The organism is Candidatus Sarcina troglodytae (assembly GCF_015708635.1).
Classification (GTDB): domain Bacteria; phylum Bacillota; class Clostridia; order Clostridiales; family Clostridiaceae; genus Sarcina; species Sarcina ventriculi.
Genome location: NZ_CP051754.1, coordinates 511,176 through 528,015, shown reverse-complemented (window position 1 = coordinate 528,015; position 16,840 = coordinate 511,176). Strand labels below are relative to the sequence as shown.

Genomic DNA, 16,840 nt, shown 5'->3' with positions numbered 1-16,840 from the left:
TCTATAAAAGAAAACTTAATAAATTCTAATAATTTGTCTTTGAAACATCATTTTTCCAAAACTCAAAGGCTTTTAAAGCCTCCGTTTTATCAATAGCTTCTAAATCTAATATTTTTTTATCATTACAATCATTTTTAAGGAAATTTAATATATGCTCATCCCTAAATCCTATATCCCTCGCATCTTGTACAGTACACCCATAATATACTTTTGATATATTAGCCCATATTATAGCTGACATGCACATGGGACATGGTTCAGAAGTTGTATATAGCTCACACCCTGATAAATCAAAAGTATTTAACTTTTTACAGGCTTCTCTTATAGCATTTACCTCTCCATGAGCTGTTGGATCGTTTGTTTTAATTACAGTATTATGAGCAACAGCTATAACTTCTCCATCCTTTACTATAGCACAACCAAAAGGGCCTCCCTCATGATTTTTCATTCCATCAATACAACTTTCAACACATAATTTCATTATTTCATTTTTATTCATAATTTCCATCTCTCCTATATTATTAATTTCTTTCTATTTTAACCTTACTTCCACCCATACCTGATTCTGCTGGTGTTACAATAAGTTTTACTGGTACTCTGTTTTTAATAGATTCAACATGACTTATTATTCCTATTTTTAATTTTTCATGTTGTATTTTCTCTAAAGAACTTATTACAGTTTCTAATAAATCATCATCTAACGTTCCAAAACCTTCATCTAGGAAAAAAAGTTCTAAAGGTACTGCTTTTTTCAGCTGAAGTCCGCTAGATAATGCCAATGACAAAACTAAAGATGTTAAAAAAGTTTCTCCTCCAGATAAAGTTGAAACATCTCTTATACAACCTCCATTTTTAAAATCTCTCATTATAAACATTCCGTCTTTATTTATTTCCAAAGAATAATTATTGTTAGTTATTTCCTTAAGTCTTTTTGAAGCCTCTAAAGCCACATATTTAAGCCTTTCTGTTGCAATATAGTCAACAAATTTTCTTCCACTAAACAACTTTCTCAAATCATTTATTATTATTTCATCATGTTTTATTTTTTTCTTTTCACTCATTATTGTTTTAAACTTTTCTATTTTTTCTTTTAAATTTTTAATTTCTTGCTTTAATATTAAATTGACATCCTTTAGAGAATCTAATTCACATTGTACCTTCTCTTTATTTATTTTTATACTTTCTAATTCTTCATTGCAAATATCCCTATTCTTTAACTTTTTTAATACATTATCTATATTAACCTCTAAAACTTTCATCTTATCATCATAATTTTTTACATAATCCTTTAATTCCTTTAAAGTATGCTTTTCCTTTAAAATTTCCTCAACCTCATCTACATTAGTGAAATTTTCTTTCTGTAAATTAAACTCTAACTCTTCTTTTATTGATTTTTCTTTATCTTCTAAAGCTTTAACCTTTAAACTTTCTTTATTTAATTTATTATTGATTTCTTCAAATTTTTCTTCTATACAATTTTTTTCATCAATATATTTTTCAAAATACTCATTTATATTCTTTATCTCCTCATTAGTCTGTATTAAAATTTTCTCTATATTATTTATATTTTCTAATTGAGTAAATTCTTGATTTAAGTTATTTTTTATATTATTCTTTTGATTTTCTTTTTCTTTTAAAGCAGCTTCATTACTAGCTAAACTATTAATTATCTCCTCCTTTTCTTTATTTTTTATCTCTCTTTCACTTTCTTTTTTTTCTTTAAAAGCCCTTTTATCTTTTATACAACTCTCTAATTCTTCTCTTTTATTTTCTTTTTCTATTAAATCCTTATAATATTCTTTAAAATCATCTATTTTTAAAGTGCTTCTTTTCTCTTCAATCAAATTATTTAAAGAATTAAATTTTTCTAAGCTTATTTTTCTTTTCTGTATCTTATCATCTAAATTATTTCTATTATTTTCTAGATTTACATTTAATATTTTTATATCATTATTTAAATCTCTATCTATATCCTTAATATCATTTAGTCTATTTTCGAGGTTCAATTTTTCTTCTTTATACCTTTTTATATCATTTTCTAAAATATAAATCTCTTTTTGCAGTTCGCAAATTATATTTTCACTAAAATCTTTCCCTAAAGATTTTATTTCATCTTCAAAGTTTTTACTCTCGTTATTTATAGCTATTATTCTTTCCTCTAGCTTTGCTATCTCTCTTTCTTTTTCAAGCAATTCATCTTTATTTCCTAAAAGCTTAGAATTTTTACTTTCTAATAAACTTAAATCTAACTTTTGAAAAATTTCTATATCGTGATGAGTAGAACCACAAACAGGGCATATATCACCTTCTATTAGTTTTTCTCTAATCTTTAACGCCAAAGATTGAATTTTAAAATCATCTACTTCTTTTTCTAATAAATCTATAAATTTTTTTAAATTATGCTTTTCCTTATTTAATTCACTTAGCTTATCATTTATTTCTAAAATTTTATTATTATTTAAATCTATTTTTTTTTTACAATCACTAAATTTCTCTTGTTTTATTTTAATACTCTCTAATAAACCCTCTTTATTTAATAAATCTTTCTCTTCTCCTGGATAATTTTTATTTAAACTTTCTAATAAAAATTCATATTCCCTTAAATCTTCTAAATTTTTATCCCTATCATTTTGTAAACTTATTTTCTTGTCCTCACATAATTTTATACTCTTTTCCAAAGATTCTATGTCTTTTAGAGATTCATCAATATCTTTACCCAAGCTCAAATAATCCTCTTCAAGTCTTAAAGCTTCTTCAATTTCTTTTTTTAAATTTCTATCAACCTTTAAAGAGTCATATTTTTTTTCCAAACTTTTTATATTTAAATTTATATCATCTATCTCATTTATCGTTTTATTTACTTGAGTTATACTTTTTTCCTTATCTATCTTAAGGAACTCAATAATCTCATTTAACCTATTTATTTCTTCCTCTAATACTCTTAAAGCTTTTCTATTTTTTAACTCACTATCTAATCTTTCAGCTTTTATCTTTAACTTTGGCACACTCTCTTGCTTTTTTTCTAAAAATTCATTATAAACTTTTAGAATATTATTCTTTTTATTTTTTATGTTCTCAAATTCAAGATTATAGTCTTCTAAATTTTTATTTTTCTCATTTAACTCGTTTAACACCATATTATAATTTTCTATAAAATTTAATATTCTTAATGACTTTTCTATGTTATCTATTTTCCCCCTTTTATTTTCAATATCTTTTGCCTCTATACTTATTATATTTCTTTCATTTTCATAAGAATTTAGTTCACTCTTTAATTGAAAAATTTCTTTTGCTTCCTCATAAGTTTCATTTATTTCTAAAAACTCTGAACTCTTTTGTTTTATATTTTTTTCATTATTTTTAAATTCGTTTTCTTTTATTTCTAAATCGTCTAAATTAATATCTTCATAACTGCTTAATTTTCCTTTTATAATATCTAATTTCTTTTCTATCACTTTACTTTTTGCTGATAATTTTTTTTCTAAATTCTCACCATATTCTTGAAGATTAAAAAGCCTTTCTAACATTTCTCTTCTGTCTTTGCCACTTATCTTTAAAAATTCACTAAAACTTCCTTGAGGAAGAACCACAGTTTTTGTAAAATCATTCATACCAAGACCAATAATATTCTCGCATGTCCTTGTAACTTCCTTTACAGATTCTGCTAAAATTATAGGATTAACCTGTGTTATATCCAAAACTTTGCATTTTCCACTTTTAGGTCTACCTGTTTTTTTATCGGTTTTAAATTCCCTTTCAACTCTATAAGTTTTAGTCTTTCCATCTGATATAGAAAACTCAAAACTTACATTTAAACTATTGCAATTCATATTTATATAATTCGTGCTCTTTCTTGGCAAATCACCATAAAGAGCCAAAGTTATACCATCTAATATAGTGGATTTGCCACTTCCAGTTGGACCAAAAATTCCAAATAGTCCTCTTTCAGTAAGCTTATTAAAATCTATTTCTTGTTCATCTATAAAACTATTTAATCCTTTTATTTTAAGCCTAATTGGTCTCATTTTCCCCATTCTCCTCTTCATAAACTAAATTCAAAAACAAATCTATAATTTCCTTATCTGGCTCTCCCATTCTTTCTTTTTTATAAAAATCAATAAATAATTCCTCAAAACTTTTTTCTGACAAACTAATAGCACTTTCATCATCTCTATGAATATTCTCTATTATTGGAGTAATCTCTAAAATATCCTTTTTCAACTCTTTTAATTTTTTTATCTCATCCTCTCTCATATATCTATCTACCTTTATCTCTAAGTAAACCCAACACTCTCTATCCTTATTTTCTTCACATTTTAATAGTGCATCATCAAAATTTTCACATTTCCATATTTCTATAGGCTTATAAACTTTAAAATAAACCTCTTTAACATTAGCCTCCTCATTTGCTTTAACATCTACAACAAAACATTTTTTATTATAAGAAACTTCTTTTTTATTATAATGAATTGGCGAACCAGAATATCTAGCTTTTTTATTCGTTCCTGGAACTAATTGTGGTTTATGAACATGACCTAAAGCTATATACTGAGCTTCTTTAGGAAAACAGTCGCAATTTACTATATAACTTCCACCAAGCTGAATACTTCTCTCAGATCCCCCCTCTTCACTTCCCATAGCATAAAGATGCGAAACTAATAAATTTATCGTATCTTCCCTATAATTATCCTTAAGAGAATCAAAAAGTGAAAACACTCTATCACTATATGATTTTATCCTCTCCTCATCACTATCCATATCCTTATATAAAACTTCATTCAACCTTTTCTCACTTAAATAAGGAACTGTCAAAATAATAGCTTTCTCTCCATTTATCTCTATTTCAATAAAGCCTTCACCAGAATTTATAATTTTATGCCTACCATAATTTCCAGTATCAATTATAGTTTTTAATGTTCCAATCATTATAATTCCATGTTCCTTAGCTAAAGGTGCTGATGCTACAAGTCTTTCAGGATTATCATGATTTCCTGCTATAATTAAAATTAATCTTTTTCCATTATCAGATATTTTCTTTAAGGTATCATAAAACATTTTTTCGGCAATAGCAGGCGGATTACTAGAATCATAAATATCCCCCGCAATAATAACTAAATCTATATTATTTTCTTTAGCAATTTCTATAAAATCATCTAAAAAATTTTTTTGTTCATCTATTCTACTTCTCTTTTCTAAACTCTTTCCCAAATGCCAATCTGCTGTGTGTAATATTCTCAAAAATTCTCCCTCCAAGTCATTTAAATATAATTGTAAATTTTATCACCTATATAAATATTATACTTTTTCTTTATCCTTTATTTGATATTATAACATCTAACTTAACTTCATTAATTAATTTAATATTTATAAAAATAAAAAAATAAAGATTAGAGCATAACAAACCTCTAATCTTTAATTCAAAACAATAAAATTACTATTTTTTATCTTTAGAATTTTTATTAAATACACCAATAAAAACTATTGACGCTATAAGTCCAACAATTACTATAACAAAAGCAACTAGAATCGCAGCTGAAAAACCTTGAGCTACTGCATTTTCTGAAACTACTCCAAGTAATAATTTTTTTTGCTCAACAAATGACATAACACCAACAAATAATGATGAGCCTATACAAGCTGCAATTTGTTGAAATGTATTCATAATTGCTACACCATGAGTATAAATATCTCTTGGTAAATATCTTAATCCACTTGTTTGAGATGGTGACATTGTAAGTCCAACCCCAATTTGAATAAATATATAAATAATAGCAATTGTCATAACTTGTGTTGATGCATTTACCATTGACATAATAAATACTGATACTGCTATCAACAAAAATCCTCCTGGAATTAAAATTTTAATTCCATATTTATCGAGTATTTTTCCTCCACAAGTTGCCGCCACAGCATTACATAATATTGCAGGAAGTAATACAATACCAGCAACAAAACTTGATGTATGCAATGCTCCTTCTAAATATAATGGTATAATTACATTCATTGTAAAACATATCATCATAATTACCATAACCATAAGAACCCCAAAATCAAAAGGAACAAACCTAAATGGATTTAAATTAAGCATAGGCTCCTTTAATTTTGTTTGACGTTTAGCAAAAATAGCAGTTAAAATTATTCCTATTACAAAACATATTATTGCTACATTAAATGTATTAAATATACTACTAATTCCATAAATGATTGCTACAAGACCAGCCATAGATAAAACAACAGATAAATAATCTAATTTTGGTTTCCTTAAATCTGATGCATTTTCTATAAAGATAGCTCCTAAAATTATTGCTATAATAACAATTGGTATTAAAATAATAAAAAGCATATTCCAACTTAAAAATTGTAATATTATTCCTGATATTGTTGGTCCAAATGCAGGTCCAAGAGTTACAGCTGATACACATATTGCCATAGATATACCTATTTTTTCTTTAGGTGACACCAATAAAACTGTACTCATCATAATAGGAATCAACATTCCTGCTCCTATAGCCTGTACCATTCTACCTAATATAAGTATTAATAGTGATGTAGAACCAGCACAAATAACAGTTCCTATAAGTAAAAATAGCATTGCTATTATATATAATTTTTTTGTTTTAAAACTTTCATAAAGAAACGCAGTTATCGGTACCATTACAGATGTTACTAACATATATGCTGTAATTATCCATTGAGCTGTTCCTGAATCAATATGAAAATCATTCATTATTGGATTTAATGCTACATTTAATATAGTTTCATTAAACGTTCCAATAAATGCACTAAAGACCAAAACAGCTATAATGAGCTTAGTATTAATTTTCTTATTATTTTGTTTAATATTAGTCATGTTTTTTCTCCTTTGTTTTATTAATTATATAGACCAGTTGTTATATTATACATATTAAAATCTCATATCACTTTTCTGTATATGAGATTAATTACTATTTATTGCATTACTAAATATTTAATATTTTTAGCAGCTATTCTAAGAGGAGTTCCTTCTCCAGCTGTAAGACTTAAAGTTATAGCCCCCTCAGTTAAAGACTCTATAAGTGTTGCAATTTCTAAAGCTTTTTTCTTATTTAAGCCTGATTTAACTAGCTCTTCTATGTAAAAATTAATAATAGTTTCAAACACTAAGTGACATTCTTTCCTTAAATTAGGGCTTGAACTATAAGTTTCTAAAGCTATTAAACCAATTGAAATATCCCTAAGTTTCTTTTCCGTATCTACCAAATCAGCCATACACAACAAATTTTTTTCTAAACCTTCAATAAAACTACCACATTGCATAAAAGTATCTTTAATATGGTTTATAATTTTCATTTTAGCATATCTAATAGATTCAATAGCTAATTCTTCTTTACCATTTGGGAAATAATAATAAAGAGAACCTTTTGGTGCTTTACTTTCTCTTAAAATTTCATTAATTCCAACTGCATAATATCCCTTTTCTTCAAATAATTTAGAAGCTGTAATTATAAATTGTTCCTTTATGCCTTTATCCTGTCTCATACATTATCTCCTTGATTATATAGACTGGTCTATTTAATTATAAAACTTTTAAATTTATTGTCAAGTTATAGACCACTCCTTTTTTATGTATTATTTTATCATTATTTTTTTCTTATAGTAATATTTTAATTCACAAGTATTATTTAACATAAAAACGATATAGACTCTAGATTACATACCCTGGCGCCTATATCATCTTATTTTTTATACTTATCTTTATCTATATAAATTATAATAATTTTTCTCTTCTTCTTGTTGCCTCCCTAAATATTTCTTTAAGTGTTTCATCATCACCTTTTAGTAAACATTGTCTTATCTTTAAAAGTTCTTTTTCAAAATTTTCTATTCTACGAAGTAAATTTTCTTTATTCTCTAAAAATAATTCCGTCCACAACTCCTCATTTATATTAGCAATTCTAGTTAACTCTCTATAACTATCGCCAATAAAACTTCCTGTATCAAATGTTAAATCATCACTATTTATTAAAGATACAGCAAGAACATGAGGAAGCTGACTTGTAAATGATATTATACAATCATGCTCCCTTGGTGATACTTTATTAATATTTAAAAATCCCATTTGTTTTGCTAAATCTTCAACAACCTCAATATTTCTTTCTTTATTTTTCTTTGTCGGCGTTATTATAAAATTGGCTTCTTTAAAAACATCAGCACTTGCATAATCAATTCCCTTTTTTTCTCTTCCTGCCATCGGATGGGCAAAAATAAAATCTACATGATTTGGAAGTATCAACTCTAATTCAGAAACTAACCCCTCTTTTACGCCTGTAACATCTGTTATTATAAGTTCTTCACTAAAGTAACTCTTATAAACCTCTATAAATTCCTTTATTTTTCTAGGATATATACTAATAATTAAAACATCACTTCTAGAAATTATATCCTTTGACTCTATACTATTATAAATAAAGCCATCCTTTATTATATTCATATTTTTAGCCTTTTTTAAAACTTTATAATCTATATCAATGCCATATACCTCTATATTCTTATCTTTAAGAGCTAACCCGTAAGATGCACCTACAACTCCAAGCCCAACTATTGTTATTATCATTCTCAAATCCCCACTTTTATTTATCATACTTTATAACTTAGATTATATTAAATTATGATATTATATATGTATCTTGTAACACCATTGCTTCTTTTTTATATAATAATATTAAAAGTAGTTCAATGCTTATATTTTATACGTTGAACTACTTTTATCTTTAATTTAAAGGCAATTTAAAATACTCATAACAAAAAACCGTTTCCAAAAGATTTAATTTGTTTTCAACAGCCTTTATTATTGAGCCACTTTTAAAATTATTCTTTATATGAACTTGTGTATCTATTGATTGTTTACCAAATATCGTTAATGATGCTGCTCTTCCGACAGATTCCAAACCAGTTTTAAAGCTTTTAATTTTTATATTTTTACATACAACACCAGCACTTTCGACTCTAATCGCTGAACTTTTACTTTCACTACCTTTTATATATATTTTATTAAGTTCCACACCAAAGCACTGTGAAATTTTAATCCCATTATTTCCATTAGTCTGAATCTTTATATTTATAAGTTTTGTATTATCGCCTAAAATACTTATAACATCTATTGCTCTTTTTTTATTTTTGTTATCACAATTCACTTTTATTGTTATATTTTTCAACAATATTCCTTTACCTTTTAATGTTAATAAACTCTGTGATAATATCTCATTTCGTTCGGATAAAATTATACAATTACCGTTCCCATTTATGGTCAAACCATCTATATCTATTATTCTATCTTTTATGTTAAATCTAGACAAATCCAAATCTTTAGCTAATTTTATATTTTTTACTTCTGTGTTTCTTAATAGCCATAATAACTCTTTTTCATCATTTATAACTCTTTCTCTCAGCAAAGCTTTATAATTATCTATAGAAATTACCTTATCTTCTCTATATTTTAGCCCTTTTATAAAATTATTTTTACCAAAATCATATTTGCTATTATAAGATTCTAATATTTTAAATTTCCTAGATTCTTTTTTTCTTGTCATTGCTGTAGAGATATTGTTAGTTGCTGTACTATCAGAAATTGTATTTAATAATTCATTATTAATCAATTACATCACCTCTACCCAATTATTGTATCGTTTTCATGAATATATATAAACATATAATGAATAAATATATTGATTTTAGTATAATATTTTCTCCTATTTTTGTCAACACATATTACTAGTAAATTAAAAACACAATGTACTTTTAACTAAAAGTACATTGTGCTAAATAATATTAATATCATTATCCTATTTCAACAACATCTCCATTTACAGCATATATAACATTTTCACAAATATTGGTTATATGGTCACCAATTCTCTCTAAGTATCTAGCTATAAAAAGGGTTCTTACTCCCTTGTCTATATTTTGATCATCTTTATGCATATTTTTAACTATTTCTTTATACGCCCTTTTATAAAGCTCATCTAAAACATCATCATGATTTGCTGAACTGTAAGCCGCTTTAGCATCATTTCCTTTTAAAGCTTTCTCAACTTCATAAAGCATAGATATGCACATATCTCTCATCCTTACTATATCTCCTAATGGTTCAATATCATCTTCTTTAACAAGTTTTAATGATTTTTCAGCTATATTTACTGAATAATCACCAATTCTCTCTAAATCTAAAGCCATATATCCTAAAGAATATATAAGCCTTAAATCTCTAGCAACTGGTTGCTTAAGTGCTATAAGTCTTACACTTTTATCTATTATATAAACTCTAAGATTATCTACTTCATCATCTAAATCTATAACCTTTTTAGCAAGTTCTACATCTCTATTTATTATAGAAACCAAAGACATATCTATAAGTTTTGCACACTGCTCCATCATATCAATTATATCATTTTTTAAGTTTTCGATACTAACCACTAGATTTTTATTAACCATTAATCCTCCCCCTAAATTTTAATAGTTTTTAACCAAAACGTCCTGTTATATAATCTTCTGTTCTCTTATCCTTTGGATTTGTAAAAATAGTATTTGTATCGCTAACTTCTATAAGTTCTCCACTTAAGAAAAAAGCTGTTTTATCTGATATACGAGCTGCTTGTTGCATATTGTGAGTTACTATTACTATGGTATACTTCTCTTTAAGTTGCTCTATAAGTTCTTCTACTTTTAAAGTAGATATTGGATCTAGTGCTGATGTAGGTTCGTCCATAAGAATAACTTCTGGATTCATAGCTATCGCCCTTGCTATACAAATACGTTGTTGTTGTCCACCAGACAAACCTAATGCTGACGACTTTAACCTATCCTTAACATCATCCCATATAGCAGCCCCTTTTAAACTTTCCTCAACTATCTTATCTAGTGTTTTCTTATCCCTTATCCCCTGAATCTTAGGTCCATAAACTACATTTTCATAAATGCTCATAGGAAATAAATTCGGCTTTTGAAATACCATTCCAACTTTTGTTCTTAAAGATATAACATCATCTGTTTCATATATATCTTGATTATCAACTTCAATATTCCCCTTAATTTTAACTATATCAATTAAATCATTCATTCTATTTAAAGTCCTTAAAAAGGTTGATTTACCACAGCCAGAAGGTCCTATAAGAGCAGTTACTTCATTTTCTTTTATATCTATGTTTATATTTTTAAGTGCTTGGTTTTGAGCATAAAATAAATCTAAATTCCTAACTCTTATTTTAGTTTTTTTCTCTACCATACTAATTCATCCTTTCTAAACTTAACCTTTTGCTTTATTTAGCTTTTTAGTTATTAATTTTGTTGAAATATTTAAAACCAATACTATTATTATTAATACAATTCCAACCGCTGCTGCTGTTTGAATATCTCCACTTTCATTTGCTGTTAAATAGGAGTGAACAGTTAAAGTTCTTGCACTTGAAAATATCCCCTTTGGCATTTTAGCAACTGTTCCTGCTGTCAAAAGTATTGCAGCAGATTCTCCAACTATACGCCCAACTGATAATATTATCCCAGATATTATTCCTGAAAGGCAGCTTGGAAGTATTACTTTATAAAGTGTTTGAAACTTTGTTGCTCCAAGTCCAAGTGACGCTTCTCTATAAGATTGAGGAACTGTTTTTAAAGCTTCTTCTGTTGTTCTTATTATTGTTGGAAGAATTATTATCGCAACTGTTAAAGAACCTGCTAAAATTGAATATCCCATTTTTAAACTTACAACAAAGAATATTCCTCCAAAAAGCCCATAAACTATTGATGGAATACCAGCTAAGCTTTCTGTTGCAAATCTTATAAATTTAACTATTTTACCTTGTTTTGCATATTCTTGAAGATATACAGCTGCTAAAACACCAATTGGTGTTGCAAATAAAAGTGATAATCCCACTGTATAAAGTGTTGCAACTACCATTGGAAGAATTCCTCCATCTCCCTTAGCAGAATAATTGCTAATTAAAAAGTTTAAATTTATTTTTCCTATTCCCTTTATAAATATGAAACCAATTATGGCTATTAATATTCCTACTGTAAATATAGCTGATGCCCATACTAATATATTGAATAAAAGTTCTTTAGCTCTTCTCATATTATTTCCCTGCCTTATTTGCAATTTTATTTATAACCAAATTAAGTATTAATATGAAACTAAATAATACAACTCCTGTTGCAAATAGCATTTCTTGATGAACACCTGATGCATATCCCATCTCTAATGCTATATTAGTTGTAAGTGGTCTAACACTACTAAATATAGAATCTGGTATAATTGCAGAATTTCCAACTACCATTATTACTGCCATAGTTTCTCCAAGTGCTCTTCCTATTCCTAAAATAACACCTGTAAGTATTCCTGATTTTGCAGCTGGTATTACAACTTTAAATATAGTTTCTGTTTTTGAAGCTCCAAGTGCTAACGACCCCTCTTTATACGTATTTGGAACTGCCTTTAAAGCTGTTACTGATACTGATATTATAGTTGGAAGCATCATAATTGCTAAAACCAAAATAGCTGCTAATAAGCTTTGTCCCTTTGGTTGATTAAAAATAACTTTTATTCCTGGAACTATTATAGCTAAACCAAATAATCCATATAAAACTGATGGTATTCCTGCTAAAAGTTCAACTGCAGTTGAAATAACTTTAGCAACTTTTTTTGGTGCTATTTCAGCTATAAATACTGCTGCTAATATTCCTATTGGAACTCCTATAACAACTGCTCCTAATGTTATTCCTAAAGATGCAATTATCATTGGTAAAATCTGAAAAACATCAGAAGTTGGATACCAATTTGTTCCTGTAATAAAACTAATAAACGAATACCCTTTTGCTATAAAAGGAGTTAATCCCTTATAAAAAACAAATCCTATTATAAGAATTAAACTTACAACCGCAACCCATGCACTTATCATAAATACCTTTTCTGATATAGCCTCAGCTAAATATTTACCAGCATTAGATTTTTTAAATTTATTTTTTTTATCTATACTTTGCTTTTGTTTTTGAACAAGTTTCTCATTAATTAACATATTACCTCCGAATATTTTATATAAACATTTCAAAATACTTATAATGTTTCTATATTAAAATAATTTTTTAATTTTAGGTTTTAAATTTTAACAATATCTTAATCAACAGTAACTAAATTCTCTTCCGCTACGATTGCTTGTCCCTTATCGCTTAATATAAAATCTATAAACTCTTGTCCTTCTTCTGATAAAGCACCTTCTTTATACACAAGTAAAAATGGTCTTTGTATCTTATATTCTCCTGATTTTACATTGTCAGCTGTAGCCTCTACTCCATCTACATTAACTGATGCTATGGAGTCATCAATATACCCAATTGACATATATCCTATAGCATTATCATTTTCTTCTACCATTACTTTAGTAGCCCCAGTTGAATTATTTACTATAGCATTCTTAACTGTATCTTCTGTTGAATAATTTAATATTTCCTGAAAAGCTGTCCTAGTTCCAGAACCTTCTTCTCTAGATACAACAACTATCTCCTTATCTTCTCCACCAACTTCACTCCAGTTAGTTATTTTTCCTGTAAAAATATCTTTAATCTGCTCTAAAGTTAAATTTTTTACTGGATTATTTTTATTTACAACAACGCCAATTCCATCTACTGCTATTGTTACTTCTTTTAAATTTTTTGATTCTTCATTAGTTAATTCTCTAGAGGACATTCCAATTTCTGTTGTTCCACTTATTGTATCCTTTATACCAGAAGATGAGCCTGTTTGATTAATTTCAATAGTTACACCTTGATTATTAGCTTCAAATTCTTCTTCCTCAAGTTCAACTAAAGGTCCTACAGAAGTTGATCCTGATATTGCAATTGTCGTATCATTTACTTTTTTAGATATAGTTGTATCACTTGATCCACATCCTATTATTAATGAACTTGCAACAATCACTACTGATACTGCAGCTATTAATCTTTTTCTTAACATCTATTAATCCCCCTAAATAACAATACATTATTTATCTTCTATTTTTTTATTTCTTTTCCTATTAAAGATATATTAATACACTTATGTTAAAAAAGTGTTATACATTTGTTAATTATATGTTAATTATTCTTTGTATTTCTTATTATTGAAATTTATTTTTTATATTCATTTTATTTAATATTATTACTTTATTTTACATATATTATGTTAATAATATTTATAAAGGGGTGTAATAAATGAGTAAACTATCTAAAGAACCTTTTTACGATAAATTGACATCTAAAACCATACGAGAAGTTCAAGCCATTTTAAAATTTAGAAAAATTATATACATGTTCAAGTTTATAGAATATATAGTTTATACTTTATCTGTAATTCTATTAGCTATTACCCTCCCAGCATTTTTTAACGATTTTTCTATAAATGACTTATTTAATCTTTTAATTCTTTTTACTATTTTATATTTTGTGTTACCTGTAATAAAATCACCACAAAACGATTTTATTTCAATGAAAGATGATTTAAGAGATTCTTTAAGAGAATACACTTGTACATGCACAAAACCTTGTTCATGCAAAAATGATTTAAAGCTTTACCTTAAAAAAAGAGGTGTTAAACTTTTATAATATAAAAACAAGGTTATGTCTTAACAAAATTTTATTAAAACATAACCTTATTTTTTATAAAATTTTTTTAAATTCTAATAATATCTTCATAACTTTTGCTTCAGCTATCGGTACAAAATCATTTATATATCCATTATCCATAAGCTGTCTATACACTCTTTCTAACGCTTCTGTCCAATACTCTGGAACATATACAAATGCTATCTCAGATGTTGGGCAACTTAATAAAAAATGTTCAAATCCAAAAAAATAATACTCATCTATTTTATGTAATTCATTTAACTTCTTATAATCTAACACTACTCTATCTTCAAGATTATAACTATAAATATCAACAATAAAACTATCAAAACTATCACTTTTACCTTTAAATCCATCTTGATTTAAAACTTCAAGTTTACTATTTTCGCCAAAGTTTTTATAATATAAATCAATTATATCTTTATTTTCTTCATACACTACAACTTTAGAAACTGACTCTTTTTTTAATATTTCATTAGTTAAATAACCAAGTCCAAGACCTATAATCCCTACTTTACCTTTAGCATTTTTAATAATTTGAAAAGCCCCTTGAAGTTCTCTTGGAGATATTTCCATGGACAATTTATTATCTATAAAAAGCTCTATATCTGTGGTATTGTATTTTTCTTTTTTATTGTATAAATATCCACTTAAATTTTTATTTTCTCCGTATTTAACCTCTATATTATTTATTTTTATTGGCTTTATGTATTTTTTATATTCTTCTATCTTTTTATTAACTTCTTCTGCTTTATATACCATACTTTATCCCTTCCTAGTTTAAAACTATCTATTTTATATTTAATTATACTTCATTCTATTATTTTATAAACTAAGTAATTATATCATAAATAAGTATTACAAATAAATTTAAATTATTAATACTTTCTTTACTTAAATAGCATATTGTAAATCTCAACTATATTTAAGTAAATTATTAATATTAAACTTTTTATTTCTTTTATTTAATTTTATGTAATTTTTTCATTAAATTTATTTTATATTATTATATTTTAATTTACTTTCTATAAAAACTTTATTGCTTTATTCATACTAAAGTAGTATAATTTAATTAATAATTATTGTTAATTAATTCTTACGAGGTGTAATTATGAATAAGATGACAATGAGCGATGATGCTTATAATGAATTTATAAATTTTTTAAACGAAAATAATGTTAGCGAACGCACTATGAGAGTTCATTTTGTTGGAATGTCTTGTCACGGCACTGCTTTTAATATAAGTGTTGGTGAGGCTAAAGAAGATGATATTTTAGCTACAGTTAATGATTTAACTTTTGTTATGGAACCAAGCCTTATTGATAACTTTGGCGGATTTATATTCCTATCAAGCGAAGAGAATGAAGGACAAGGTTTAGCATTAAAACCTCTTTTAACTCCAATTATTGAAGAAGATGGCTGTGATGGTTCTTGTTGTAGCTCTTGTGGTGGTGGATGCCACTAAATATCTAAAAAACTATTCTAACGTAATGTTAGAATAGTTTTTTTATTATGCAAGTTATTTAATTTTAAATAAATAAAATTATTCATTTAAATCAACATATGTTCCATCTACTAAATATATTGTCCATTCACATATATTAGTTACATGGTCCCCTATTCTTTCTAAATTTTTAGCTACAAACATAAATCTTCCCGCTTGTGTTGCAAGTGAATTATCTTCAACCATTATATTAAAAAGTTCTTCCAATATTTCTTTATATAGACTATCTATTTCATCATCCATTTTACATATTTCATAAGCTTTTTTTGAATCACCTTTAACATAAGCATCTATTGCTAAACTAATTATATTTAATACTTTTTCAGCAAGTTCTGGAATTTGTATCAACTCTTTTATATATTCATCACCTTTAAGATGTATTGTTATTTTAGCTATATCAACAGCATAATCTGCCATTCTCTCTAGGTCTGTAACAACCTTAATAGTTGTAAATATTTCTCTTAAATCTTTTGCAAGGGGTTGTTCTGTTGCTATAACTCGTACACATCTGTCTTCTATTTCTTTATTAAAGTTATCTATAATATCATCATCTTTAATAACTTGTTTCGCAAGTTCTATATCTTTATTTACTAAGGATTTTATTGAAAGTCTTATTTGTTTTTTTACCTCTTCACACATTCTCAGCAAATCATTATTTAAATTTTTTAAAGCTAAATCAAATAATACTCTTGACATAGTTTCCCACCT

16 protein-coding genes are annotated in these 16,840 nt (G+C 26.4%); 2 read left to right on the top strand and 14 right to left on the bottom strand.

Going from position 1 to position 16,840, the window contains the following annotated elements:
* Nucleotides 1-25 precede the first annotated feature (25 nt).
* The 12 genes from HH195_RS02320 to HH195_RS02265 all read right to left on the bottom strand — a co-directional run bounded on the left by HH195_RS02320 (nt 26) and on the right by HH195_RS02265 (nt 13,981).
* Entirely contained in the window at nt 26-499 is a 474-nt protein-coding gene (locus HH195_RS02320) for a nucleoside deaminase (protein ID WP_058992843.1), read from the bottom strand.
* A gap of 22 nt (nt 500-521) precedes the next feature.
* On the bottom strand, nt 522-4,025 hold the full coding sequence (locus HH195_RS02315; protein ID WP_196371434.1) for an SbcC/MukB-like Walker B domain-containing protein: 3,504 nt from the start codon (nt 4,023-4,025) through the stop codon (nt 522-524).
* Nucleotides 4,012-5,238, bottom strand: coding sequence for an exonuclease SbcCD subunit D (locus HH195_RS02310; RefSeq protein WP_196371433.1), 1,227 nt, complete (start codon nt 5,236-5,238; stop codon nt 4,012-4,014). The genes HH195_RS02315 and HH195_RS02310 overlap by 14 nt, the downstream gene beginning before the upstream one ends.
* Before the next feature lie 196 nt (nt 5,239-5,434).
* Nucleotides 5,435-6,850: a DHA2 family efflux MFS transporter permease subunit gene (locus HH195_RS02305; RefSeq protein WP_196371432.1), complete on the bottom strand. Its 1,416-nt coding sequence runs from the start codon at nt 6,848-6,850 to the stop codon at nt 5,435-5,437.
* A gap of 98 nt (nt 6,851-6,948) precedes the next feature.
* Nucleotides 6,949-7,518, bottom strand: a complete 570-nt coding sequence (locus HH195_RS02300; RefSeq protein ID WP_196371431.1) for a TetR/AcrR family transcriptional regulator — start codon at nt 7,516-7,518, stop codon at nt 6,949-6,951.
* A gap of 229 nt (nt 7,519-7,747) precedes the next feature.
* Nucleotides 7,748-8,593 carry a prephenate dehydrogenase gene (locus HH195_RS02295; protein WP_196371430.1) on the bottom strand — a complete coding sequence of 282 codons (846 nt, stop codon included), beginning with the start codon at nt 8,591-8,593 and terminating at the stop codon, nt 7,748-7,750.
* A gap of 157 nt (nt 8,594-8,750) precedes the next feature.
* Nucleotides 8,751-9,635: a hypothetical protein gene (locus HH195_RS02290; protein WP_196371429.1), complete on the bottom strand. Its 885-nt coding sequence runs from the start codon at nt 9,633-9,635 to the stop codon at nt 8,751-8,753.
* Between the two features lie 181 nt (nt 9,636-9,816).
* Entirely contained in the window at nt 9,817-10,470 is a 654-nt protein-coding gene (gene phoU / locus HH195_RS02285; protein WP_196371428.1) for a phosphate signaling complex protein PhoU, read from the bottom strand.
* Nucleotides 10,471-10,498: 28 nt separating this feature from the next.
* Entirely contained in the window at nt 10,499-11,260 is a 762-nt protein-coding gene (pstB, locus tag HH195_RS02280; protein WP_196371427.1) for a phosphate ABC transporter ATP-binding protein PstB, read from the bottom strand.
* Between the two features lie 21 nt (nt 11,261-11,281).
* A complete protein-coding gene (pstA, locus tag HH195_RS02275; protein ID WP_196371426.1) occupies nt 11,282-12,106 on the bottom strand; it encodes a phosphate ABC transporter permease PstA in 825 nt (274 codons plus the stop codon).
* 1 nt (nt 12,107) lies between these two features.
* Complete coding sequence (gene pstC / locus HH195_RS02270; protein ID WP_082412320.1) at nt 12,108-13,046, bottom strand: phosphate ABC transporter permease subunit PstC; 939 nt, start codon at nt 13,044-13,046, stop codon at nt 12,108-12,110.
* Nucleotides 13,047-13,144: 98 nt separating this feature from the next.
* Nucleotides 13,145-13,981, bottom strand: coding sequence for a phosphate ABC transporter substrate-binding protein (locus tag HH195_RS02265; protein ID WP_196371425.1), 837 nt, complete (start codon nt 13,979-13,981; stop codon nt 13,145-13,147).
* Nucleotides 13,982-14,217: 236 nt separating this feature from the next.
* On the opposite strand from HH195_RS02265, the gene HH195_RS02260 reads away from it, so the two are divergent.
* Complete coding sequence (locus tag HH195_RS02260) at nt 14,218-14,607, top strand: hypothetical protein (protein ID WP_195924051.1); 390 nt, start codon at nt 14,218-14,220, stop codon at nt 14,605-14,607.
* 54 nt (nt 14,608-14,661) lie between these two features.
* Here the strand turns inward: HH195_RS02260 and HH195_RS02255 are convergent, their stop codons facing one another.
* Entirely contained in the window at nt 14,662-15,390 is a 729-nt protein-coding gene (locus HH195_RS02255; RefSeq protein ID WP_196371424.1) for a spermidine synthase family protein, read from the bottom strand.
* A gap of 349 nt (nt 15,391-15,739) precedes the next feature.
* Between HH195_RS02255 and HH195_RS02250 the strand changes: the two genes are divergently transcribed.
* Entirely contained in the window at nt 15,740-16,093 is a 354-nt protein-coding gene (locus HH195_RS02250; protein WP_196371423.1) for a HesB-like protein, read from the top strand.
* Nucleotides 16,094-16,171: 78 nt separating this feature from the next.
* On the opposite strand, the gene phoU (HH195_RS02245) is transcribed toward HH195_RS02250, so the two are convergent.
* The gene (phoU, locus tag HH195_RS02245; protein WP_196371422.1) at nt 16,172-16,828 is read right to left on the bottom strand and encodes a phosphate signaling complex protein PhoU; all 657 of its coding nucleotides are present in this window, start codon (nt 16,826-16,828) and stop codon (nt 16,172-16,174) included.
* Between the last annotated feature and the right edge of the window lie 12 nt (nt 16,829-16,840).